This window comes from Pseudomonas sp. B13(2017) (assembly GCF_002113245.1).
GTDB lineage: Bacteria > Pseudomonadota > Gammaproteobacteria > Pseudomonadales > Pseudomonadaceae > Aquipseudomonas > Aquipseudomonas putida_Z.
Window position 1 is genome coordinate 316,517 of sequence record NZ_NEJX01000003.1, and the last position, 23,016, is coordinate 339,532.

20 protein-coding genes are annotated in these 23,016 nt (G+C 62.9%); 12 read left to right on the forward strand and 8 right to left on the reverse strand.

Features of this window, described 5'->3' with window-relative positions:
• Positions 1 to 104 precede the first annotated feature (104 nt).
• From cyoE to hmpA, 7 genes are all read right to left on the reverse strand, one after another.
• Positions 105 to 992 carry a heme o synthase gene (gene cyoE / locus CAG44_RS06745; protein ID WP_025337747.1) on the reverse strand — a complete coding sequence of 296 codons (888 nt, stop codon included), beginning with the start codon at positions 990 to 992 and terminating at the stop codon, positions 105 to 107.
• Between the two features lie 11 nt (positions 993 to 1,003).
• A complete protein-coding gene (gene cyoD, locus CAG44_RS06750; protein WP_003259128.1) occupies positions 1,004 to 1,336 on the reverse strand; it encodes a cytochrome o ubiquinol oxidase subunit IV in 333 nt (110 codons plus the stop codon).
• Positions 1,336 to 1,959, reverse strand: coding sequence for a cytochrome o ubiquinol oxidase subunit III (gene cyoC, locus CAG44_RS06755; RefSeq protein ID WP_025337745.1), 624 nt, complete (start codon positions 1,957 to 1,959; stop codon positions 1,336 to 1,338). Before cyoC ends, cyoD begins: the two co-directional genes overlap by 1 nt.
• A gap of 3 nt (positions 1,960 to 1,962) precedes the next feature.
• Positions 1,963 to 3,981: a cytochrome o ubiquinol oxidase subunit I gene (gene cyoB, locus CAG44_RS06760; RefSeq protein WP_085691822.1), complete on the reverse strand. Its 2,019-nt coding sequence runs from the start codon at positions 3,979 to 3,981 to the stop codon at positions 1,963 to 1,965.
• Between the two features lie 3 nt (positions 3,982 to 3,984).
• The gene (cyoA, locus tag CAG44_RS06765) at positions 3,985 to 4,929 is read right to left on the reverse strand and encodes a ubiquinol oxidase subunit II (protein ID WP_085587412.1); all 945 of its coding nucleotides are present in this window, start codon (positions 4,927 to 4,929) and stop codon (positions 3,985 to 3,987) included.
• Positions 4,930 to 5,488: 559 nt separating this feature from the next.
• Entirely contained in the window at positions 5,489 to 5,995 is a 507-nt protein-coding gene (locus CAG44_RS06775; protein WP_025337743.1) for a disulfide bond formation protein B, read from the reverse strand.
• A 558-nt stretch (positions 5,996 to 6,553) separates the two neighbouring features.
• Entirely contained in the window at positions 6,554 to 7,732 is a 1,179-nt protein-coding gene (gene hmpA, locus CAG44_RS06780) for an NO-inducible flavohemoprotein (RefSeq protein WP_085691823.1), read from the reverse strand.
• Positions 7,733 to 7,886: 154 nt separating this feature from the next.
• Between hmpA and norR the strand changes: the two genes are divergently transcribed.
• From norR to CAG44_RS06835, 11 genes are all read left to right on the forward strand, one after another.
• Positions 7,887 to 9,440, forward strand: coding sequence for a nitric oxide reductase transcriptional regulator NorR (norR, locus tag CAG44_RS06785; protein WP_085691824.1), 1,554 nt, complete (start codon positions 7,887 to 7,889; stop codon positions 9,438 to 9,440).
• Between the two features lie 199 nt (positions 9,441 to 9,639).
• The gene (locus CAG44_RS06790) at positions 9,640 to 10,539 is read left to right on the forward strand and encodes a chemotaxis protein (protein ID WP_085587408.1); all 900 of its coding nucleotides are present in this window, start codon (positions 9,640 to 9,642) and stop codon (positions 10,537 to 10,539) included.
• A gap of 88 nt (positions 10,540 to 10,627) precedes the next feature.
• Positions 10,628 to 10,939, forward strand: coding sequence for a hypothetical protein (locus CAG44_RS06795; protein WP_085691825.1), 312 nt, complete (start codon positions 10,628 to 10,630; stop codon positions 10,937 to 10,939).
• Entirely contained in the window at positions 10,936 to 11,670 is a 735-nt protein-coding gene (locus CAG44_RS06800) for a YkgJ family cysteine cluster protein (RefSeq protein ID WP_085691826.1), read from the forward strand. The genes CAG44_RS06795 and CAG44_RS06800 overlap by 4 nt, the downstream gene beginning before the upstream one ends.
• 326 nt (positions 11,671 to 11,996) lie before the next feature.
• Positions 11,997 to 13,160 (forward strand): efflux RND transporter periplasmic adaptor subunit, encoded by a 1,164-nt coding sequence (locus CAG44_RS06805; protein ID WP_085691827.1) that lies wholly within the window; start codon positions 11,997 to 11,999, stop codon positions 13,158 to 13,160.
• Positions 13,157 to 16,249, forward strand: coding sequence for a multidrug efflux RND transporter permease subunit (locus CAG44_RS06810; protein WP_085691828.1), 3,093 nt, complete (start codon positions 13,157 to 13,159; stop codon positions 16,247 to 16,249). Before CAG44_RS06805 ends, CAG44_RS06810 begins: the two co-directional genes overlap by 4 nt.
• 9 nt (positions 16,250 to 16,258) lie before the next feature.
• Complete coding sequence (locus CAG44_RS06815; RefSeq protein ID WP_025337735.1) at positions 16,259 to 16,933, forward strand: heavy metal response regulator transcription factor; 675 nt, start codon at positions 16,259 to 16,261, stop codon at positions 16,931 to 16,933.
• Positions 16,908 to 18,296 carry a heavy metal sensor histidine kinase gene (locus tag CAG44_RS06820; RefSeq protein ID WP_085587400.1) on the forward strand — a complete coding sequence of 463 codons (1,389 nt, stop codon included), beginning with the start codon at positions 16,908 to 16,910 and terminating at the stop codon, positions 18,294 to 18,296. The genes CAG44_RS06815 and CAG44_RS06820 overlap by 26 nt, the downstream gene beginning before the upstream one ends.
• Before the next feature lie 326 nt (positions 18,297 to 18,622).
• The gene (locus CAG44_RS06825) at positions 18,623 to 18,847 is read left to right on the forward strand and encodes a hypothetical protein (RefSeq protein WP_085587397.1); all 225 of its coding nucleotides are present in this window, start codon (positions 18,623 to 18,625) and stop codon (positions 18,845 to 18,847) included.
• 206 nt (positions 18,848 to 19,053) lie between these two features.
• Complete coding sequence (locus CAG44_RS06830; RefSeq protein WP_085587395.1) at positions 19,054 to 20,388, forward strand: OprD family porin; 1,335 nt, start codon at positions 19,054 to 19,056, stop codon at positions 20,386 to 20,388.
• A gap of 223 nt (positions 20,389 to 20,611) precedes the next feature.
• Entirely contained in the window at positions 20,612 to 22,102 is a 1,491-nt protein-coding gene (locus CAG44_RS06835; protein WP_085691829.1) for a GGDEF domain-containing protein, read from the forward strand.
• Here the strand turns inward: CAG44_RS06835 and CAG44_RS06840 are convergent.
• Entirely contained in the window at positions 22,099 to 22,575 is a 477-nt protein-coding gene (locus tag CAG44_RS06840; protein WP_025337730.1) for a PA2169 family four-helix-bundle protein, read from the reverse strand. The genes CAG44_RS06835 and CAG44_RS06840 overlap by 4 nt on opposite strands.
• Positions 22,576 to 22,778: 203 nt before the next feature.
• Between CAG44_RS06840 and CAG44_RS06845 the strand changes: the two genes are divergently transcribed.
• Positions 22,779 to 23,000, forward strand: a complete 222-nt coding sequence (locus CAG44_RS06845; protein WP_016713256.1) for a DUF3820 family protein — start codon at positions 22,779 to 22,781, stop codon at positions 22,998 to 23,000.
• The last annotated feature ends 16 nt before the right edge of the window (positions 23,001 to 23,016 follow it).

Consider the following 23,016-nt stretch of genomic DNA (forward strand, 5'->3'; position numbering starts at 1 on the left):
GTACCTGTGGGAGCGGGCGAGCCCGCGAACGAGGCCAGCACAGAAAAAGCCCATAAAAAAACCCCGGCACAGTGGCCGGGGTTTTCGTGAAACAGGCAGCAGTATCAGCGTGCGTATGTCATCAGCACGTCCGCAGCAGTCTGGCTGTCCACACCCATCATCACGCTCAGGGCAGTGACGGTGAGGATGGAGAAGCCGAACACCTTGCGGGCCCACTTGCTGTCGTCCTCGGCCTTGTAGCCACCCCAGGCCATGTACAGCCAGTACAGGCCCATGGCTGCTGCCACGGCCAGGTAGCCGAGGCCGGCGTAACCGCCGAGGGTAAGCATCAAGGTTGCGAGCACGAAGGCCAGCACGTACAGCACGATCTGCTTCTTCGCCGCGAGGATGCCACGTGCCACCGGCAGGACCGGAATGTTGGCAGCGCTGTAATCCTTGAAGCGGAAGATCGCGATGGCGAAGCTGTGCGGCATCTGCCACAGGCTGAACATCACCAGCAGGGTAACCGCAGCCAGGTCGAAGCTGTTACTCACGGCGCAATAGCCGATCACCGGAGGCATGGCACCAGACAGGCTGCCGACCAAGGTGCCGTGCACCGATTTACGCTTCAGCCACAGGCTGTAGAAACCGACGTAGACGATGAAGCCGATCAGCGCACAGAACGCCGACAGCGGGTTGGCCTGGACATACAGCAGGCTGAAACCCGCCACCCCGAGCAGGGTGGCGTAGATTAGCGCGAGGGGCAGCGACATGCCGCCCTGGACCATGACGCGGTTCTTGGTGCGCTCCATCTTGTGGTCGATGTCACGGTCGATGCAGTTGTTGAACACGCATCCGGACGCAACCACCAGCGAAGTACCGATCACCACCGCCAGGAACAGGGCGAAATCCACATGGCCCTTCGAGGCAAGGAAGAAACCGCCTGCCACGGAAAGCACGTTACCGAAAATGATCCCCGGTTTGGTGATTTGGATAAAGTGCTTAACGGACATGCAGTCTTACCTCACTTGGCCAACATTTCGAAGTGGATGCTGAACATGATCCACAGCGACAGGCCGACAAGCAGAGCGATCACCAGAGTGGTGAACAGGAACGTCGAAACGTTGTTGCGTTGCTCTTTCGAGCGGTCCATGTGCAGGAAGTACACGAGGTGCACTACTACCTGGATCACGGCCATGGCAACAATGATCAGAACGGTCAGGTTCTTCGGCAGGCTTGGCGACATGGCCAGGCCGAACGGGATCGCAGTCAGGATGATCGACAGGATGAAGCCGATCATGTACGACTTGACGCTGCCGTGGTTACCTTCGTGATGAGTGTCGTGTGCGTTAGCCATTACAGAACTCCCAGCAGGTAGACGACGGTGAATACGCAGATCCAGACCACGTCCAGGAAGTGCCAGAACAGGCTCAGGCAGCTCATGCGGGTCTTGGCGGTCGGCGTGATGCCGTGCTTGTTGATCTGGTACATCATGATTGCCATCCAGATCAGGCCAGCGGTCACGTGCAGACCGTGGGTACCTACCAGGGCGAAGAAGCCCGACAGGAAGCCACTGCGCTGCGGGCCGAAGCCTTCAGCGATCAGGTGATGGAATTCGTAGATTTCCATCGCGATGAAGCCTGCACCGAACAGGAAGGTCACAGCCAACCAGCCCAGTACGCCAGCTTTCTTGCCATCGAACATCTTCAGCATGGCGAAGCCGAAGGTGATCGAGGACAGCAGCAGGAACAGCGTTTCAACAGCTACGAAATCGAGCTGGAAGATGTCATGACCCGACGGGCCGCCGGCAAAACTGCCGGACAGCACCGCGTAGGTGGCGAAGAGCGACGCAAACAGGATGCAGTCGGTCATCAGGTACAGCCAGAAACCGAGTACGGTCATCTGGCCCGAGTCGTGGTGGTGGTCGTCATGCCCATGGTCGTGACCATGAGCAGCACCGTGCATTACTTGACTGGACATTGATTACACCCGCTCAAACGATTCGACACGTGCGCCGGCAGGCAGAGCACCTGCTTTGGCCAGCGCTTTCATACGCTCGCCTTCGATGCGCGCCACTTCTTCGGCCGGAACCATGTAGCCCTGGTCGTCACGCGCAGCGTGGCGAACGAAGACAGCGATGGTTGCGAACAGGCTCGCGCCAACCAGCCACCAGATGTGCCAGATGAAGGCGAAGCCGAAGACGGTCAGGAACAGGCCCATGAACAGACCGGTAGCGGTGTTGCTCGGCATGTGGATGGCTTCGTACTTGGCCGGAGCCTTGTATGCAACGCCGGCTTCCTTGGCTTCGTGCCAGCAGTCCAGGCCAACTTTCTCAGGCATGTGAGCGAAGTTGTAGAACGGAGGTGGCGAAGAAGTCGACCATTCCAGGGTACGGCCGCCCCATGGGTCGCCGGTCACGTCCAGGTTCTGGTTGCGATCGCGGATCGAAACGACGATCTGGATCAGCTGGCAGGCGATACCGAACAGGATCAGCACGGCGCCGGCAACGGCTACGTACAGGTAGGGTTCCCACAGTGGGTTGTCGGAGTGGTTCAGACGACGGGTCATGCCCATGAAGCCCAGGGCGTACAGCGGCATGAACGCTACGTAGAAGCCCGAGATCCAGAACCAGAAGGCAGCTTTGCCCCACTTCTCGTTCAGCTTGAAGCCGAACGCTTTCGGCCACCAGTAGGCGAAGCCGGCGATGTAGCCGAATACCGCACCACCAATGATCACGTTGTGGAAGTGAGCGATTACGAACAGGCTGTTGTGCAGTACGAAGTCAGCACCTGGAACAGCCAGCAGAACGCCAGTCATACCACCGATGGAGAAGGTGATCATGAAGCCCAGGGTCCACAGCATCGGTGCGGTGAAACGCACACGGCCCTGGTACATGGTGAACAGCCAGTTGAACAGCTTCACACCGGTCGGAATGGAGATCAGCATCGTCGCCAGGCCGAAGAAGGTGTTGACGCTGGCGCCGGCACCCATGGTGAAGAAGTGGTGCAGCCATACGGCGAAGCCCAGCACGGCGATGGCGCCCGATGCGTAGATCATCGAGTGGTGGCCGAACAGACGCTTGCCGGAGAAGGTGGAGGTAACTTCCGAGAACACACCGAAGGCCGGCAGGATCAGGATGTAAACCTCAGGGTGACCCCACGCCCAGAACAGGTTGACGTACATCATCGGGTTCCCACCAAGCTCGTTGGTGAAGATGTGGAAGTCCAGATAACGGTCAACAGTCAGCAGAGCGAGTGCAGCGGTCAGGATCGGGAAGGAAGCCACGATCAGCACGTTGGCCCAGGTGCAGGTCCAGGTGAAGATCGGCATGTCCATCAGCTTCATGCCAGGTGCGCGCATCTTCATCACGGTGACGAGGAAGTTCACGCCGGTAAGCGTCGTACCCAAGCCTGAGAGCTGTAGCGCCCAGATGTAGTAGTCGACACCCACCCCAGGGCTGTACTGAATGCCCGCGAGCGGCGGATAGGCAACCCAGCCGGTCTTGGCGAATTCACCAACGCCCAGCGAGATGTTGACCAGCAGCACGCCTGCCAGCAGCAGGTAGAAGCTCAGGGAGTTCAGGAACGGGAAGGCAACGTCACGTGCACCGATCTGCAGAGGAACCGCCAGGTTCATCAGGCCGGTGAAGAACGGCATCGCCATGAAGATGATCATGATCACACCGTGAGCGGTGAAGATCTGGTCATAGTGTTCAGGCGGCAGGTAGCCTTCGGAGCCACCGGTTGCGGCAGCCAGCTGGGTACGCATCATGATGGCGTCGGCAAAGCCGCGCAGCAGCATGACCATCGCGACGATGATGTACATCACGCCGATCTTTTTGTGGTCGACAGTAGTCAGCCACTCGCTCCACAAGTAGGTCCACTTGCGGAAATAGGTGATAAGACCGACGACAGCGATACCGCCGAGCGCGATCATGGCAAGCGTCACCATGACTATCGGCTCGTGATAGGGTATCGCCTCCAGGCTTAGTTTACCGAACATCTCTTACTCCTCTGCACCGGCAGCTGGTTGCATACTCGATTCCACACCCTTGGTAGTGGCCAGATCTTTGCTGCCTGCTTCTTCGTGGCTCGGACGACCGCGGTTCATGCCTTCGTACTTGTCGACGATCAGCTGGAACTGGTCAGGCGAAGCCTCGCTATACAGCGCGACTGGGTTGTTTTCGCTTGGTTTGGCCAAGGCGTCATATTCGGCCTTGTCCAGCTTCTTCGGCGACTGCTTGACCTCGGCGACCCACTTGTCGAAGTCTTCCTGAGAGGTGGCAGTAGCCTTGAATTTCATGCCGGTGAAGCCAGCACCGCTGTAGTTGGCGCTGATACCGTCGAACTCGCCGTTTTCGTTGGCGATCAGGTGCAGCTTGGTGGTCATGCCGGCCATGGCGTAGATCTGGCCGCCCAGGCCCGGGATGAAGAACGAGTTCATCACGGCGTCGGAAGTGACGCGGAAGTTGACCGGAGTGTTAGCCGGGAAGACGATCTTGTTGACCGTGGCAATGCCCTGCTCCGGGTAGATGAACAGCCACTTCCAGTCCAGCGCGACCACGTCGATCTGCACCGGCTTCACATCGGAATCCAGCGGACGGTACGGGTCCAGCTTGTGGGTGGAGTGGTAGGTGACGTAGCCCAGGGCGATGATGATCAGGATCGGGATGATCCACACCGCGGCTTCGATCTTGGTCGAGTGCGACCAGTCAGGGGTGTAGGTGGCAGCCTTGTTGGAAGCACGGTACTTCCAGGCGAAAACCACGGTCATGATAATGACAGGAATCACCACCAGCAGCATCAGGCCGGTAGCGATCAGGATCAGGTTCTTTTGCTCAATGCCGACCTGACCTTTCGGGTCGAGCAGGGTCCAGTTGCACCCACTGAGTAAAAGCATGCCTAAAAAGGGCAATATGCCAAACAGTCTGGGGTAACGCTTTTTACTCATCTCACGACCTCTAGATCAGCTTGCTTCAATGCAATTTGTGTTTTGGTAGCCAACACTTCGTCCTGCCAAGTGCGGCATTTCGCGCCCGTACTCGCTCCTGCCCGGGGTCCGACTGCAGGACCTTGGCGTCAAGCGGGTTAGCGGTGCTTATGGTTTCGTAGGCAACAGGCCTGTACTTCAGACCAAGTCCATTTGGTGCGGGAAAACGCGGAGGGGGGTCCGCCCGGTATCGCCGTTGGGCGAAACTTGACGAAGTCAGCAAAAAGGAGCGCTGGGGCTTCCTTCAATCCTGCGACTTGCAAGCAGTGCCGAACGGAAATTGGGGGCGATTGTAGATAGGTCGCCAACCCTTGACTATGACTTATTGAGCAACAGTCCTTTACAGAATCTGCAACAATACTGCTCAAAAATTCAACTTCGCGACAGTTTGTCGCACCCCGCTTGATAGGCCCCAAAGCCGCATTCTGCAAGGCCTCTGGGTTGATCTGGATCAAGCGGTGAGCGAATTTTCCCTCTTCTCATGCGGCGTAAAAGACCCCATGCCATTCGGGACTTTTGTCTAAGCCTGGCGTCGGTTGCGATAGATCCCGAGCGGAACCAGGACGGCCGTCAGGACGAACGCCACCAGCGCCCATTGCGCCAGCGACAGACCGAGGATCGGCGGGTACGGCGTGCTGCAGAAGCCGTCGACCTGGAACACCAGCGGCCAGAGCTTGGCCAGCGGCAAGTCGTCCACGATCGGCTGCAGGGTGTCGATGCCGCAACTGACCATGGGGTTGGCGAGTATATACACATGGTTGCCGGCCGCAACGATTCCGCCAATGGCGCTGAGTACCACCAGTGCCTCGAAGAAGGTCAGGCTGCGGCGCCCGGGCATCGCTGCGGCGATGAAGGCGAACACGGCGATGAACAACAGTGCATAACGTTGCAGGATGCACAGCGGGCATGGTGCCTCGCCCAGGACTATCTGCATGTAGAGGGCGCCACCGATCAGCGAAAGGCAGATCAGGCCCAACAGTACCAGAAAGCGCCGTTCCCGATTCAGGCGCGATGTTTGTTCGTTCATTGCCGGTTCCTTCGATGGATAGTGGCAGCGTGATCCGCCTGCCTGGCGCAAGTCTACACGCTGGGCAGGGCCTTTGAGCGTGCCGAGGAAGCGGCGTGATAGCGCTGCGCAGGGCTATCCGGTGTGGCTGAGACCGGCCGCAACGACGTCGGTTCAACGCCAGGCGGCAAAAAAACGGCTGCCCGGGTGCCGCGCAGGGGCAAGCCCCTCGACACCCGGGAGTGAAGGATACCGTGATTAAAGGAGGATTAAAGATGAAAGCTGCACAGCCGCTTTCATCTCTCCTTTATATAGGCAGGAAGGTGAGGTGCGGCCCAGCCGCTGGCAAGCCAGCCCCCAGGCGGCGAATGCGATCGACCGTTTCGTTCTCGATTACCCACGGGCGGGAGCAGTGCTGCAAAGGAGCTGGCTTGCCAGCGGCTGGGATGAATACGCTGCAAGCCTGTACCGGCCTCTTCGCGGGCTTGCCCGCTCCCGCAGGTACGCCACAGACTTCAGATCCTGTGGGGTACCTGTGGGAGCGGGCAAGCCCGCGAAGAGGCCAGTACAGGCGCTACATCACTCCAGCGCAGCCGCCGGCCCGAAGAACTCGTAGCGGCTCTGCTGCTCTGGCACACCCAGGCCCTTCAGCTGGCGCTTGACCGCCGCCATGAAGCCCTTGGGCCCGAGGAAGTAGGCATCCACGTCTCGCTCTTGCGGCAGCCACTCGGCCAGCAGGTCCTCGCTCAGCAGGCCCACGGCATCAGCCGCGGCACCACCCTGCGGTTCTGCATAGCAGTAGAAGCGCTTGAGCTGCGGGTGACGCTCGGCCAGCTCGTCGATCCAGTCGCGGAAGGCATGCACGGCGCCGTTACGGGCGCAGTGAATGAAATGCACCTCACGCTGGGTTTGCAGTGCCGCCTGCAGCATTGGCAGGGTCGGGGTAATACCCACGCCACCGCTGATCAGCACCAGCGGCTTGTCGCTCGCTGCCAGGGTGAAATCGCCAGCCGGCGGGAACAGCTGCAGGGTATCGCCCACCGCCAGCACATCGTGCAGATAGTTGGAGACCTTGCCACCCGCCTCGCGCTTGACGCTGATGCGGTATTCCTTGCCGTCGCACAGTGCCGACAGGGAGTAGTTGCGGCGCTGCTCGGCGCCGTCGATGTCCAGCTTCAGGCCGATGTACTGGCCAGGCTCGGCCTTGAGCACCGGCTTGCCATCCACAGGGGCAAAGTAGAACGAAACGATTTCGCTGCTTTCCTGCTCACGGCGCACCAGGCGGAATTCGCGGGTACCGCGCCAGCCGCCTTCGGCTTCTTCCTTCTGTTTATAGAGGCTCTCTTCCGCACCGATCAGGATGTCGGCCAGCTGGCCATAGGCCGCGCCCCAGGCGTCGATCACGGCAGGGGTGGCGATTTCCTTGCCCAGCACTTCTTCGATGGCGCGCAGCAGACAGCTGCCGACAATCGGGTAGTGCTCCGGCAGAATCTGCAAGGCAACGTGCTTGTTGATGATCTGGCCGACCAGGCCGCCAAGCTGCTCCAGCTGGTCGATGTGGCGGGCATACATCAGCACGCCGTTGGCCAGGGCGCGCGGTTGGTCACCGCTGGCCTGGTGGGCCTGGTTGAACAGCGGGCGCACTTGCGGGTACTCGCTGAGCATCATCTTGTAGAAGTGGGTGGTCAGCGCTTCGCCGCCGCTTTCCAGCAGGGGGACAGTGGCCTTGATGATTGCACGTTGTTCGGCATTGAGCATTGCAACAACTCCTGAGCCTGTGGCTTCAAATGACTGCCCGAGCTATTACATCAATCATGCCAACTTTTATCTCCAGCAAAATCAGGGGTTTGACGCAGGTCATGTCAAAACGACCCACCTCGACGTATAGTCATATCGACCCACAGGAGTCCATATGACCACGAAGCCCCTGCTCACCACCCTGCTGCCCTTGGTCAGCGACCTTTCCCGCGACCTGCCCGACCAGGAACGCTATCGCCGCCTGCTGCAGGCCATGCGTGGGTTGCTGCCCTGCGATGCCGCCGCGCTGCTGCGCCTGGACGGCGAGTGGCTGGTGCCGCTGGCAGTGGACGGCCTGAGCCCCGATACCCTGGGCCGGCGCTTCCGGGTCAGCGAGCACCCACGCTTCCAGATCCTGCTCAGCAGCGCGGAACCCACCCGCTTCGCCAGCGACTCCGAGCTGCCCGACCCTTACGACGGCCTGGTCAACGCCCCCGATGCCAACCTGGAGGTACATGACTGCATGGGCTGCCCGTTGATGGTCGACGAGCGCCCTTGGGGCCTGGTTACCCTCGATGCCCTCACCCCCGGGCAGTTCCAGAGCCTGGAGCTGGGCGCCCTGCAGGCCTTCGCCAGCCTGGCCGCCGCCACGGTCACCGTGGCCGAGCGCATCGAGCACCTGGCCCTGCGCGCGGAAGACGAACACCACCGCGCGGAGATCTACCGCCAGGCCAGCGGCCAGGACAAAGAGCTGATTGGCCAGAGCCCCGCGCACAAGCGCCTGGTGGAGGAAATCCGCCTGGTCGGTGGCAGCGACCTGACCGTGCTGATCACCGGTGAGACCGGTGTCGGCAAGGAGCTGGTGGCCCAGGCACTGCACCAGGCCAGCAACCGCGCCGACAAACCGCTGGTCAGCCTCAACTGTGCCGCCCTGCCCGACACTCTGGTGGAAAGCGAACTGTTCGGCCATGTGCGCGGTGCCTTCACCGGCGCCCATGGCGAGCGCCGCGGCAAGTTCGAGTTGGCCAACGGCGGCACACTGTTCCTCGACGAAGTCGGTGAGCTGCCACTGACGGTGCAAGCCAAGCTGTTGCGCGTGCTGCAGAGCGGCCAGTTGCAGCGCCTGGGCTCGGATCGCGAACACCGGGTGGATGTGCGCCTGATCGCAGCCACCAACCGCGACCTGGCAGCAGAAGTGCGCACTGGCAACTTCCGCGCCGACTTCTACCACCGCCTCAGCGTATACCCGCTGCATGTGCCGCCGTTGCGCGAACGAGGGCGTGATGTGCTGCTACTGGCCGGCTACTTCCTCGAACAGAACCGTTCGCGCCTGGGCCTGAACAGCCTGCGCCTGAGCAGCGAGGCCCAGGCCGCGCTGCTGGCCTACGACTGGCCAGGCAACGTGCGTGAACTGGAACATCTGATCGGCCGCTCGGCGCTCAAGGCGCTGGGCCAGCATTCCGACAGGCCACGCATCCTCACCCTGGAAGCCATCGACCTGGACCTGCGCGCAACGGCAACGCCCGGCACCCCGCCCTCCCCTGCTGTGCCCTTGCCGGCGGCGCCGCTACCCGAGGGTGGGCTGCGCGAAGCCGTCGACGACTACCAGCGCCATGTGATCGAGGCCTGCCTGCAGCGGCACGAAGAAAACTGGGCAGCGGCTGCCCGGGAACTCGGCCTGGACCGCGCCAACCTTAGCCGCCTGGCCCGTAGGCTGGGGCTGCGCTGATTGAAACCAGCGCGGTACCTGTGGGAGCGGCTTTAGCCGCGAAGAATCCAACGCGGTGCATGGCACCGGCTGCGCCGGTGTTCGCGGCTAAAGCCGCTCCCACAGGGTCCAGAGCATTCCTTGGCTCGGTGCAAAATGACTAAAGCCAAGCCCGAACAGGCCGATAACCGGTTATCCCCTGTTCCCCACGAAGGTCACCATGGCCACGCAAAATGCCCGCGCGGATTCGCTGTCCCTGCTGCTGTTCACCCTGCGCAGCGGCAAGTTGATGGCAATCAACCTGCTCAAGGTCAGCGAGATAATTCCCTGCCCGCCGCTGACCAAGCTGCCCGAATCGCACCCCCACGTGAAAGGCGTGGCGACCCTGCGCGGTAATCCGCTGTCGGTCATCGACCTGTCCCGCGCCATCGGCGAACGGCCGCTGGCCGACCCGGACGGCGGCTGCCTGATCGTCACCGAGATCAGCCGCTCGCGCCAGGGTCTGCATGTGCAGGCGGTCAGCCGCATCGTGCATTGCCTGAGCACCGACATCAAACCACCACCCTACGGCTCGGGCAGCCGCTCGTTCATCACCGGCGTGACCCGGGTCGACAACACCCTGGTGCAGGTGCTGGACATCGAAAAAGTCATCCACGCCATCGCCCCGCCGGTGCCCGAGCAGCCTCACGGCAACTTGAGCGAGGAAGATGCCAGCCTGCTGGCCGCCGCCAACATCCTGGTGGTGGACGACAGCCAGGTGGCCCTGCAGCAGTCGGTGCACACCCTGCGCAACCTCGGCATCGAATGCCATACCGCGCGCAGCGCCAAGGACGCCATCAACGTGCTGCTTGAACTGCAAGGCACCGCGCAGGAAATCAACGTGATCGTCTCCGACATCGAAATGAGCGAAATGGACGGCTACGCCTTCACTCGCACCCTGCGCGAAACCCCCGATTTCCAGCACCTGTACATATTGCTGCACACCTCGCTGGACAGCGCCATGAGCAGCGAAAAGGCGACCCAGGCCGGGGCCAATGCCATCCTCACCAAGTTCTCCTCGCCGGAGCTGACCGATTGTCTGGTGGTGGCGGCGCGCGCCGTGGTGTTCGCCGAGCGCTGATATATTCGGAGACAAACTCCCCGGCTTGCCGCCGGGGTCGAGTCGGGCATAATTCGCGCCCCTCGCAAGTAACTTGCCGGAATCGCGTATGAAGTTTCTCAGCTCTATCCTGATCAGTTGCGCCCTCTTCAGCGGTATCGCCCAGGCCTCCAGCAGCCAGGCCTGGAACGAGCAGCGCCAGCAAATGCTCAAGGCCTGCCTGGCCGCCAGCCAGTTCAAGGATGCCCACGCCCGCAGCAAGCCCGCCGAGTTCGATGACCAGGTCGGCATGAGCGCGCTGCTGATCGAAGGCGCCTACCCCCAGAAGCACATGCAGCAGCGCACCGGCACCGAACTTTGCCTGTACGACCGCCAGCACCAGCGCGCCTTCGTCAGCGAGTGGAGCCCGGAAGCCAAGTGACCGACAGCCTGCGTTTCGCCTGTACCGGCTGCGGCAAGTGCTGTACCGGCCACCACGTGCCCTTGACCCTGGCGGAAGCGCGCCGCTGGGCGGACAACGGCGGCCAGGTGGTGGTGCTGATCGAAGCCTTCGTGGCAGACGGCCCTGGCATGCCGGTAGAACAGCGTGATCATGTGTTGCGTCGTTCCCATCCCGTGCCCTGTGGCGACGGCGAGGCGCGCGTTTCGGTGACCTTCGCCGCCTTCAACCCCGGGCGCTGCCGCAACCTCGACGACAACGACCTGTGCACCATCTATGACCAGCGGCCGCTGGTCTGTCGCATCTACCCGGTGGAAATAAACCCGCATATCCCGCTGCGGCCAGGCAGCAAGGACTGCCCGCCGGAAGCCTGGCAACAGGGGCCGGAGCTGATTCACGGCAAGCAACTGGTCGATGCCGGGCTGGAGGCGCTGGTGCAGGCCTCGCGCCAGGCCGACCGCGATGACATCGCCGCCAAGGTGGCGGTGTGCCAGGCGCTGGGCATGACCACCAGTGCGCTCAAGGGCAACGGGTTTACCGCCTACTTGCCTGACATGGGCGCGTTCAGCGCGGCCCTGGCCCAGGTACCGGAGGCTGGCCGGGCACAGTGGGCCCTGCATGTGGAGGACGCGGCGCTGGTGGCGAGCTTGCAGGAACATGGTTTGCGCACCACCAACGAGCCCCCGGTGTATTACGCCTTCATCAGCTTCTAGGTAAGCAGTACCGACCCTATCGCCGGCAAGCCCCACAGGGATAGCACATGGCTTCAGGTCGACGCGGTCAGGGTGGGAGCGGCCTTGTGTCGCGATGGGCTGCGAAGCAGCCCCGGGATTTTGGCCATGGTGCTGATATTGCTGGGGCTGCTCTGCAGCCCTTTCGCGACGCAAGGCCGCTCCCACAAAAGAAATCCGCGCATGACCAAAGGGCGCAAAACTGACAGCGCTGTCAGCCGGCGGTCACGCTGCCGACCCGGTTCGGGGGCTATAAGCTTGAATACAGACAACCATTCCCCTCCCCTCTGGCCAAGGTGCCCGCACCGATGCGACGTCCGTCCCGCCCTGTCATCCTCGCCGCCCTGGCACTCCTGGTCCTGGCGGTAGCGGGTATCTGGTTCGGCCAGCGCCAGCCAGCACCTGCCGCCCGTGCACAAACCGCCATCCCGGTGCGCGTGGTCAGTGTCGTCCAGCAGAACGTGCCGCGCTATGCCAGCGCCATCGGCTCGGTGCTGTCGCTGCACAGCGTCGAGGTGCGCCCGCAAGTGGAGGGGGTACTGACCCAGGTGCTGGTCAAGGAAGGCCAGTGGGTGAAGGAAGGCGACCTGCTGGCCACCCTCGACGACCGCGCCATCCGCGCCAACCTCGACCAGGCCCGTGCCGAGCTTGGCCAGAGCCAGGCGCAGATCCAGGTAGCCAACGTCGACCTGCAGCGCTACCGCCTGCTGAGTACCGACAACGGCGTTTCGAAGCAGACCCTCGACCAGCAGCAGGCCCTGGTCAACCGCCTGCAAGCCACGGTCAAGGGCAACCAGGCGGCCATCGCCAATGCCGAGGTGCAGCTGTCGTACACGCAGATCCGCTCGCCAGTGACCGGCCGGGTGGGTATTCGCAACGTCGACCCCGGCAACCTGGTGCGCACCAGCGATACCCGCAGCCTGTTCAGCGTCACCCAGATCGACCCGATCGCCGTCGAATTCGCCCTGCCGCAGCAAATGCTGCCGACCCTGCAAAGCCTGCTGAAGGCGCCCACCCCGGCACTGGTGCAGGCCTACATGGATGCCGACGGCGAACGCAGCCTGCTCGGTGAAGGCCACCTGGCACTGATCGACAACCAGATCTCCGCCACCACCGGCACCGTACGGGTAAAAGCCGAGTTCGACAACAAGGACGGCCGCCTGTGGCCGGGCCAGCTGGTCACCATCCGCCTGCGCATCGCCGTGGAAGAAAACGCCCTGGTGGTACCGCCGCCTGTAGTACAGCGCGGCGTCGACGGGCACTTCGTCTACCGCCTGGACGGTGACAAGGTCACCAGTGTGCCGGTCAAGGTGCTGTACCAGGACAGCGGGCTGAACATCATTGCCGGGGTCAAGCCGGGCGAGCGCCTGGTGCTCGATGGCCAGTCGCGGCTCAAGCCCGGTTCGCGGGTCGAGGTGGCCCCCGACGCCCCCGCGCCGTCGGAAATGGCCGACCGCCGGAGCCAGCCATGAACACGCGCAACGGTGTTTCGGCCTGGTGCATCGACCACCCCATCGCCACCCTGCTGCTGACCTTCGCCCTGGTGCTGCTGGGGGCCATCGCCTTCCCGCGCCTGCCGGTGGCACCACTGCCAGAAGCCGACTTCCCGACCATCCAGGTCACCGCCCAGCTGCCCGGCGCCAGCCCGGAAACCATGGCCTCGTCGGTGGCCACGCCACTGGAAGTGCAGTTCAGCGCCATCCCCGGCATGACCCAGATGACCAGCAGCAGCGCACTGGGCTCGACCAACCTGATCCTGCAGTTCACGCTCGACAAGAACATCGACACCGCCGCCCAGGAAGTGCAGGCGGCCATCAACACCGCCACCGCGCGCTTGCCGCAAGACCTGCCCAACCCGCCGACCTGGCGCAAGGTCAACCCGGCCGACAGCCCGGTGCTGGTGCTGACGGTCAGCTCCAGCCAGATGCCTGGCAACGACCTCAGCGACTACGCCGAAACCCTGCTCGCGCGCCAGCTGAGCCAGATCGACGGGGTCGGCCTGATCAACATCACCGGGCAACTGCGCCCGGCGATCCGCGTGCAGGCGCAACCCGAGAAACTGGCCGCTATCGGCCTGACCCTGGCCGACCTGCGCCAGGCCATCCAGCAGACCAGCCTGAACCTGGCCAAGGGTGCGCTTTACGGCGAACACAGCGTGTCGACCATCGCCGCCAACGACCAGTTGTTCCACCCCGACGACTACGCCCAGCTGATCGTCTCCTACCGTGACGGTGCACCGGTGCACCTGAAGGACGTGGCCAAGGTGATCAATGGCGCCGAGAACGCCTATGTCAAAGCCTGGTCCGGCGATCAGCCCGGGCTGAACCTGGTGATTTTCCGCCAGCCTGGCGCCAACATCGTCGATACCGTGGACCGGGTACTGGCTGCCCTGCCCAAGCTGCAGGAGATGCTGCCAGCCTCGGTCGAAGTGTCGGTGCTGCAGGACCGCACCCAGACCATCCGTGCCTCGCTGCATGAAGTGGAGCTGACCCTGATGATCGCCGTGGCCCTGGTGATCGGGGTGATGGCGCTGTTCCTGCGCCAGTGGTCGGCGACCATGGTGGTGTCCAGCGTGCTCGGCGTATCGCTGATCGCCAGTTGCGCGTTGATGTACATCTTCGGCTTCAGCCTGAACAACCTGACCCTGGTGGCCATCGTCATCTCGGTGGGCTTCGTGGTCGACGATGCCATCGTCGTGGTGGAGAACATCCACCGCCACCTGGAGGCCGGCGACGACAGCCGCACGGCGGCGCTCAAGGGCGCCGGGGAAATCGGCTTCACCGTGGTGTCGATCAGTTTCTCGCTGATCGCCGCGTTCATCCCGCTGCTGTTCATGGGCGGCGTGGTCGGCCGGCTGTTCAAGGAGTTCGCCCTTACCGCCACCGCCACCATCCTGATTTCGGTGGTGGTTTCGCTGACCCTGGCGCCAACCCTGTGCGCACTGTTCATGCGCCGCCCGCCCGGAGAGCACAAGGGCGGTTTCGGCGAGCGGCTGGTCAGGTGGTACGAAAAGGGCCTGGACCGCGCCCTCGCCCACCAGCGCCTGACCCTCGGCATGTTCGGCCTGACCCTGGCCCTGGCGGTGGCCGGTTACGTGGGTATCCCAAAGGGCTTTTTCCCGCTGCAGGACACCGGCTTCATCCTCGGCACCAGCGAGGCGGCGGCGGATGTGTCGTACCCGTCGATGATCGAGAAGCACCAGGCGCTGGCCAAAATCATCGAGGCCGACCCGGCGGTGCGCGCGTTCTCCCACTCGGTGGGCGTCACCGGCAGCAACCAGACCATCGCCAACGGCCGTTTCTGGATCGCTCTCAAGCCGCGTGGCGAACGCGATGTATCGGCCAGCGAACTGATCGACCGGCTGCGGCCCAAGCTGGCCCAGGTACCAGGCATCGTCCTGTACATGCGTGCCGGCCAGGACATCAACCTGAGCTCCGGCCCGTCGCGCACCCAGTACCAGTACGTGCTCAAGAGCAACGACGGCATGGCGCTGAACCTGTGGACCCAGCGCCTGACCGAGCGCCTGCGGGAAAACCCGGCGTTCCGCGACCTGTCCAACGACCTGCAACTGGGCGCCAGCGTCACCCGCATCGATATCGACCGCCAGGCCGCGGCACGTTTCGGCCTGACCACCACCGACGTCGACCAGGCGTTGTACGACGCCTTCGGCCAGCGGCAGATCAGTGAGTTCCAGACCGAGACCAACCAGTACAAGGTGATCCTCGAACTGGATGCCCGCCAGCGCGGCAAGGCCGAAAGCCTCAACTACTTCTACCTGCGCTCGCCACTGACCAACGAGATGGTGCCGCTGTCGGCAGTCGCCCATGTGGCGCCGCCCAGCACCGGGCCGCTGTCGATCAGCCACGATGGCCTGTTCCCGGCAGCCAACCTGTCGTTCAACCTGGCCCCGGGCGTGGCCCTGGGCGATGCGGTGACCATCCTCGAGCGCACCCAGCGCGAGCTGGGCATGCCCGACTCCATCAGCGGCAACTTCCAGGGCGCGGCCCAGGCCTTCCAGAGTTCGCTGTCGAGCCAGCCGTGGCTGATCCTGGCTGCGCTGGTGGCGGTGTACATCATCCTCGGCGTGCTGTACGAAAGCTTCGTCCACCCGCTGACCATCATCTCCACCCTGCCCTCGGCCGGCCTTGGCGCATTGATCCTGCTGTGGGCCATGGGCCAGGACTTCAGCATCATGGGGTTGATCGGTGTGGTGCTGCTGATCGGTATCGTCAAGAAAAACGGCATCCTGCTGATCGACTTCGCCCTAGAAGCCCAACGCCGCCAGGGCCTGACCCCGGAGCAGGCGATCCACCAGGCCTGCCTGACGCGCTTCCGGCCGATCATCATGACCACCCTGGCCGCCTTGCTCGGCGCGGTGCCGCTGATGTTCGGCTTCGGTACCGGTTCCGAACTGCGCCAGCCACTGGGCATCGCCGTGGTTGGCGGCCTGCTGGTGAGCCAGGCGCTGACGCTGTTCACCACCCCGGTCATATACTTGGCCCTGGAGCGCCTGTTCCACCGCCGCCAGGCCGCCCGTGCGGCGGCGCCCAGTGCCAGTTAGGACAAGACCATGCGTGTGCTGATCATCGAAGACGAAGAAAAAACCGCCGACTACCTGCATCGCGGCCTCAGCGAGCAGGGGTTTACCGTCGACCTGGCGCGGGACGGCATCGATGGCCTGCACCTGGCCCTGGAAGGTGACTACGCGGTGATCGTGCTGGATGTGATGCTGCCTGGCCTGGACGGGTATGGCGTGCTGCGCGCCCTGCGCGCGCGCAAGCAGACACCGGTCATCATGCTGACCGCCCGTGAACGGGTCGAAGACCGTATCCATGGCCTGCGCGAGGGTGCCGACGACTATCTGGGCAAGCCGTTTTCCTTCCTCGAACTGGTCGCCCGCCTGCAAGCCCTGACCCGCCGTAGCAGCAACCATGAACCGCTGCAGGTGCAGGTGGGTGACCTGTGGATCGACCTGATGGCGCGCAAGGCCACGCGCGCCGGCCAACGCCTGGAGCTGACGGCCAAGGAATTCTCGCTGCTCAGCGTGCTGGCCCGCCGGCAGGGCGAAATTCTGTCAAAGACAGCGATTGCAGAGCTGGTCTGGGACATCAATTTCGACAGCGATGCCAACGTCGTCGAAGTGGCGATCAAGCGCCTGCGCGCCAAGCTCGACGGGCCTTTCGACAACAAGTTGCTGCACACCATCCGAGGCATGGGCTATGTCCTGGAAAACCGTGCGGGGTAATTCCATCGCGCTGCGCCTATCGGCGCTGTTCATCCTGGTGGCGCTGGGCGTGTTCCTGCTGATCGGTTCGGCGCTGTACCGCCAGGTCGACCGCAGCCTCGACCTGCTGCCGCAAGCCGAGCTGGATGCGCGCTTCAGCGTGCTCGAGTCCACCCTCAACCGCTTCGGCACACCGGAGCACTGGGTCAAGATCAACAACAAGCTCAACCTGCTCAGTGAAGAGGACAAGCGCATTCGCTTCTGGGTAGTCAGCAGCAACCCGGCCTACGAATACGGCCATCCCAGCGAGCTGGTCCGCGCATTCGCCGAAGGCGCGCAGGGCATGCGCGACCTGCGCCTGCCCGACCGGCCCTACCCTTACAAGGTGCTGGTCAGCGAACTGCCGGCCCTGGGCGAACGGCCGCCGCTGCGCTTTCTGATCGGCATCGACACCGAAACATTCTGGCAGGCGCAGCACAGCCTGCTGGTGGCGATTGTCGGGCTGGCGGTGCTCGGCGTGCTGCTGGCCTCGCTACTGGGCTACTGGGTGGCGCGTATCGGCCTGCGCCCGCTGCTGGCATTGTCCGTTGAGGCCCAGGCCCTGGCCCCTCCGCGCCTGGACGGCCGCCTGCAGACCCACGCCCTGGCCCCGGAACTGGCGCAGTTCGCCGGCGCCTTCAACGCCGCGCTCGACCGGGTAAGCCAGGCCTACTCGCGGCTGGAGGCGTTCAATGCCGACGTCGCCCACGAACTGCGCTCGCCGCTGACCAACCTGATCGGCCAGACCCAGGTTGCACTGACCCGTGGGCGCAGCGCCGAGCATTACTTCGAAGTGCTGCAATCGAACCTTGAGGAGTTGGAGCGCCTGCGCAGCATCATCAACGACATGCTGTTCCTGGCCAGTGCCGACCAGGGCAGCAAGGCCACTGCCCTGACCCAGGCCTCGCTGGCCGAGGAAGTGGCGACCACCCTCGATTACCTGGACTACATTCTCGAAGACGCACAGGTCAGCGTGAGCGTGAGCGGCGATGCCCGGGCGCCCATTGAAAAGGCCCAGCTGCGCCGGGCGCTGATCAACCTGCTGAACAACGCTGTCCAGCACACCGCACCGCACCAGGTGATCAAGGTGCAGATCGATGCCGGGCCGCAGCAGGTCAGCATCGCCGTGAGCAACCCGGGGCCGGCGATCGACGATGAGCACCTGCCGTTGCTGTTCGAACGCTTCTACCGGGTGGATGCGGCACGTAGCAACAGTGGTGGGGGTAACCATGGGTTGGGGTTGGCGATCGTCAAGGCGATTGCGCTTATGCATGGTGGGGAGGTGTTCGTGCGTAGTGCCGCTGGGGCCAATACCTTTGGGATCAGGCTGCCGGCCCATATCTGACCATCCAACGCCGTCCTTGTGGGAACAATTGCCTTGCTCAGAGTCTGAAAACAGCCGCAATCTTTGTGGGAGCGGGCAAGCCCGCGAACACGGGCGAAGCCCGTGCCATCCACCGCGGTGCCTGCTTCGCGGGCTCGCCCGCTCCCACAATGAACGCGTAGCGCGTCTAGCATGGGGGTTTGCGGCGAAAGTCCAATTGCTTTTCCTGCGATAGTTACCTTTTGCGCAACAGTGCTTATCGCACTTCGCTCTGTTTCAAGTGTATTGAAAGGACTAACTTTACCCCCGTCCTCATTAGCACTTGCACCGCAAGAAGGTAGTTTCAAATGTCCAACAGTATGGGTATTGCCAGCGTCTTCGTCCTGTCTTCCCTGTTGTTGTCGCCCCTGGCCATGGCCGAAGAATCCAATGCTTTCGTCACCCGTAATGCTGAGTTCGCCGCGGTCCACCAAGAGGCCCGCGAAGCCGTAGCCGCACAGCAGGCCGACGCCGCCAAAGACGCAAACCAGACAGCTTCCAAGGTTTCTGTCGATGCCAATGCCGACAGCTGATCAAGCGCTGTCGCTGCTCCCGTTTTCCCTTGGCTACGCCATGGGCACCACCGGTGCCGATATGTTAGCCTTTTAAAGCCGCTGCCGATCAGCGGCTTTTTTTTATGTGCTTCAACTATCAGCCCAGCTGTAACGTCCACCTATAAAAAAGACGCACATTCGAAAATAAAAACTGCCCCACCGCCAGACCCAAGGAGCTAGTACCGGTGCCTTCCGCGTTTCGTTTTACCCCGCTGTTCATTGCGTTGACTGCAACGATCCCTTTCGCCGCCCAGGCAGATGAAGACAAGGCTGATGGCTTCATCGAAGGCTCGTCCTTCAACCTGCATTTCCGTAATGCCTACTTCAACCGCGACAACCACAACGCCGGCGTGCGCGACACCCGCGAGTGGGGCCAGGGCGCGGTTGCACGCTTCGAGTCGGGCTACACCCCAGGTGTGGTCGGCTTTGGCCTGGACGCCCACGCCATGCTGGGCCTGAAACTCGACGGTGGCGGCGGCCATGCTGGCACCAGCATCCTGCCGACTCACCAAAAGAACGAAGACGAACTGGGTGCTGCCCCGCACTCGTTCTCCACCGCCGGTGCCGCAGTCAAGCTCAAGGCGTTCGACACCGAGCTGAAAGCCGGTGACCTGTTCCTCACCAACCCGGTGATCGCCGGCGGCGAAACCCGCATGCTGCCGCAGACCTTCCGTGGTGTGAGCCTGACCAACACCAGCATCGACGGCCTGCTGCTCGAAGGCGGCCAGGTGAGCTTCACCAAGCCGTACAACCAGAGCGGCCACCGCCGCATCGACACCTACTACGGTTCGCTGGGCGAGCATGACAAGAGCAAGCACCTGAACTGGGCCGGCGCGTCGTGGAGCGGTACCCCGAACATCACCGCCAACCTGTATGCGGCCGAGCTGAAGGACATCTGGAACCAGTACTACGCCGATTTCGACTACACCTATGTGGTCAACGACCTGGTCAGCCTGAACCCGGGCGTGCACTTCTATCACACCCAGGACACCGGCCAGGCACTGCTGGGCAAGATCGACAACAACACCTACAGCGTGCATTTCACCGTCAACGCCGGGTTCCACAGCGTCACCGCCGCCTACCAGCGGGTCAATGGCAACACGCCGTTCGACTACATCAACCTGGGCGACAGCATCTACCTGGACAACTCGCGCATGTACTCGGACTTCAACGCACCGAACGAGCGCTCGTGGAAGCTGCAGTACAACTATGACTTCGCTGGTGTGGGCATCCCTGGCCTGACCACGGTGCTGTCGTACTCGCGCGGTGAAGCTGACCTGACCAAGGCCGTCCAGGACACCACCCACTACGACTACTACCGTGCCGATGGCAAGAACGCCATGCACTGGGAGCGCGACCTGGACGTGAAGTATGTGTTCCAGGAGGGTGACCTGAAGGACCTGTCGGTGCTGGTGCGCTACGCCACCCACCGTGGCAGCCAGGGTTATGCGTCGATCGACAGCAACAGCGACAACGATGAACTGCGGGTGATCGTGGATTACCCGTTGAACGTGTTCTGATCCAGGCCCGGATGCGAGGGCTTCGCCCTCGTTTCGCCGGCAAGCCAGCTCCCACTTTGACCGCATGGACCTCAAGCCTTGTGCGGTACTTGTGGGAGCTGGCTTGCCGGCGATGGGCTGCACAGCAGCCCCGGAGTGATTCCGTCGGACAAATCTTGTCCGACAATCCCCGCTTCCCTAGAATGTCGCCGCCGCGAATGGCCCTGCCCACGCAGTAGCGAGCATGACCACCCGATTACCGCGTTTCGCACACTACAGGTCGCACCCCGAGCTGATCCTCAATCTGGGCAGTTGCCTTGCCGTGCTCGCCATCGTGGCCATCGTCAGCTACCTGCTGGCGCGCGAGCGCGACAATGTCGAGCTGTCGGCAATTCGCTCGTCCAACAATATCGTCCAGTTGATCGAAAGCGACATCCTGCGCAACGTCGAACTCTACGACCAGTCGCTGCAGGGCCTGATCTGGGCGGTCGGGCGCAAGGAGCTGCCGGAAATCCCCGGCCCGGTGCGCCAACGCCTGCTATTCAATGAAGCCTTCGTCGACCGCAAGCGCGGTGACGTACTGTGGCTGGACAAGCAAGGCAACGTGGTTGGCGATTCCACCAGCAGCGTGCCACGCAAGGCCAACTTCGGCGACACCGGGGTATTCCAGGCGCACCTGCACAACCCCAACCTCGGCCTGCTGGTGGGCCCGCCATTCAAGGCCAAGCTGGGCGACCTGGACTGGTGCATCAGTTTCAGCCGGCGTATCTCCGACGCCAATGGCGAGTTCACCGGCCTGGCAGCGGGCGCACTGCGCCTGTCGTACTTCAGTGAGCTGTTCCAGCGCCTGGACATTGGTGATGACAGCAGCATCAACCTGCTCAACACCGACGGCCAACTGCTGGCTCGCCAGCCCAGCCGCACGCAAGACCCAGGGATCGGCAGCAACTATGCCGAGCGGCCCAATTTCAAACGCATTCTCAGCGAGCAGAGCGGCAGCTTCACCGCCCGCTCCAGCCGCAACGGCAAACCACGCATGTACACCTTCGCCCGGGTCGCGCAGCTGCCGCTGATCGTACTGGTGGTGCATTCGGCCGAAGACGTATTCGAGTCCTGGCGCCGCACTGCAATCCTGGTCAGCGTGGCCACCGGGGTGCTCTGTGTGGGTATCCTCTCGCTGACCCTGCTGCTGGGCCGCGAACTGCGCCGCCGCCAAGAGGCCGAACAGGGCCTGGCGACCCTGGCCGCCACCGACAGCCTGACCGGCCTGGCCAACCGCCGCCGCCTGGACCAGGTACTGCGCCAGGAGTGGGCCCGCGCCCAGCGCAACCGCAAGCCGTTGGCGGTGCTGATGGTGGACGTCGACCATTTCAAGGCGTTCAACCAGCGCCACGGCCATGCCGGTGGCGACCATGCCTTGCGCGAAGTGGCCAGGACCATCGAGGAATGCATCCGCCGCCCGGCCGATCTGGCAGCGCGTTACGGTGGGGAGGAATTTCAGGTGGTGCTGCCGGAAACCAACCTGGCCGGTGCGCAGCTGCTGGCCGAGCGCATCCGCGCCAGTGTCGAGGCGCTGGCGCCGTTTGCCGATGATGCCCACTCGGTCACGGTGAGCATCGGCATCGGCCTGTCAGGCACCCAGCACGATCTGGCAAGGGTGCTGGGTGCTGCGGACGAAGCGCTCTACCGGGCCAAGGCCAAAGGCCGCAACCGGGTAGAGGGGCCTGCCGACTAGGCGCGGGCGCGGGCGGCGTTGCGCAGGGCCCTGACCTGGTCATGGTTGCGCTGTACACCTTGCAGCTGTTTTTCCACCAGGGTGTAGGTCTGGTCGCTGGCGGTGCGGCCCAGCTTCACCAGTTTCTCGCGGGCTTCCTTGTAGGCCTTGAGGGCATGGTCCTCGCCCCGCTCCACCTCGTTCAGCACCGCTTCCTCATCCTTGCCAGTGACCATCGCCTTGAGGTTGACCCAACCCCGATGCAGGTCACCGCTGATGCTGGTGGAAGTTTCCGGGTCGCCACCCAGGCGACGCACCTCGCTCTGCAGTTCGCCGGCCGCATTGGCACACTCACCGGCACGTTGAACGAAGAACGCTTTCAGTTCGGGGTTCTTCACATCATCGGCCGAGGCCTTGAAGCCTTTCTCGCCATCCTTGCTGTACTCGATCAGGTCGTTCAGCACGTCGATCACATCTTTGTTGGGATTGCTCATGGCACAAACTCCTTGGCAGGTGATAGTCATCTGTAACGGAGCAGTGTTCGTGCCAAGCCTTTAATCTCAATAAAATCCTTCCAAATCAATTAGATACAAATATCAGAGCACAACCTGAAAACGGCGTTCTGCATGATTGCCGCTTGGGCCTTCGTGCAGATTGCAGTATGGTCGGCGCTTTTCAACAGCCAGGTGCGCCGATGATGAAGCCGGAAACCCTCGAACTGCTGGTGACCCGCACCATGCCGTTTGGCAAGTACCAGGGACGAATCATTGCCGACCTGCCGGGGGATTATCTGGCCTGGTTTGCGCGCAAGGGTTTCCCGGCGGGGGAATTGGGTGGGTTGCTGGCGCTGATGCACGAGATCGATCACAACGGGCTGGGTGATCTGCTTGTGCCGTTGCGGCAGAAGCATCGGCGGTGACCTGTTTCGGCCTCTT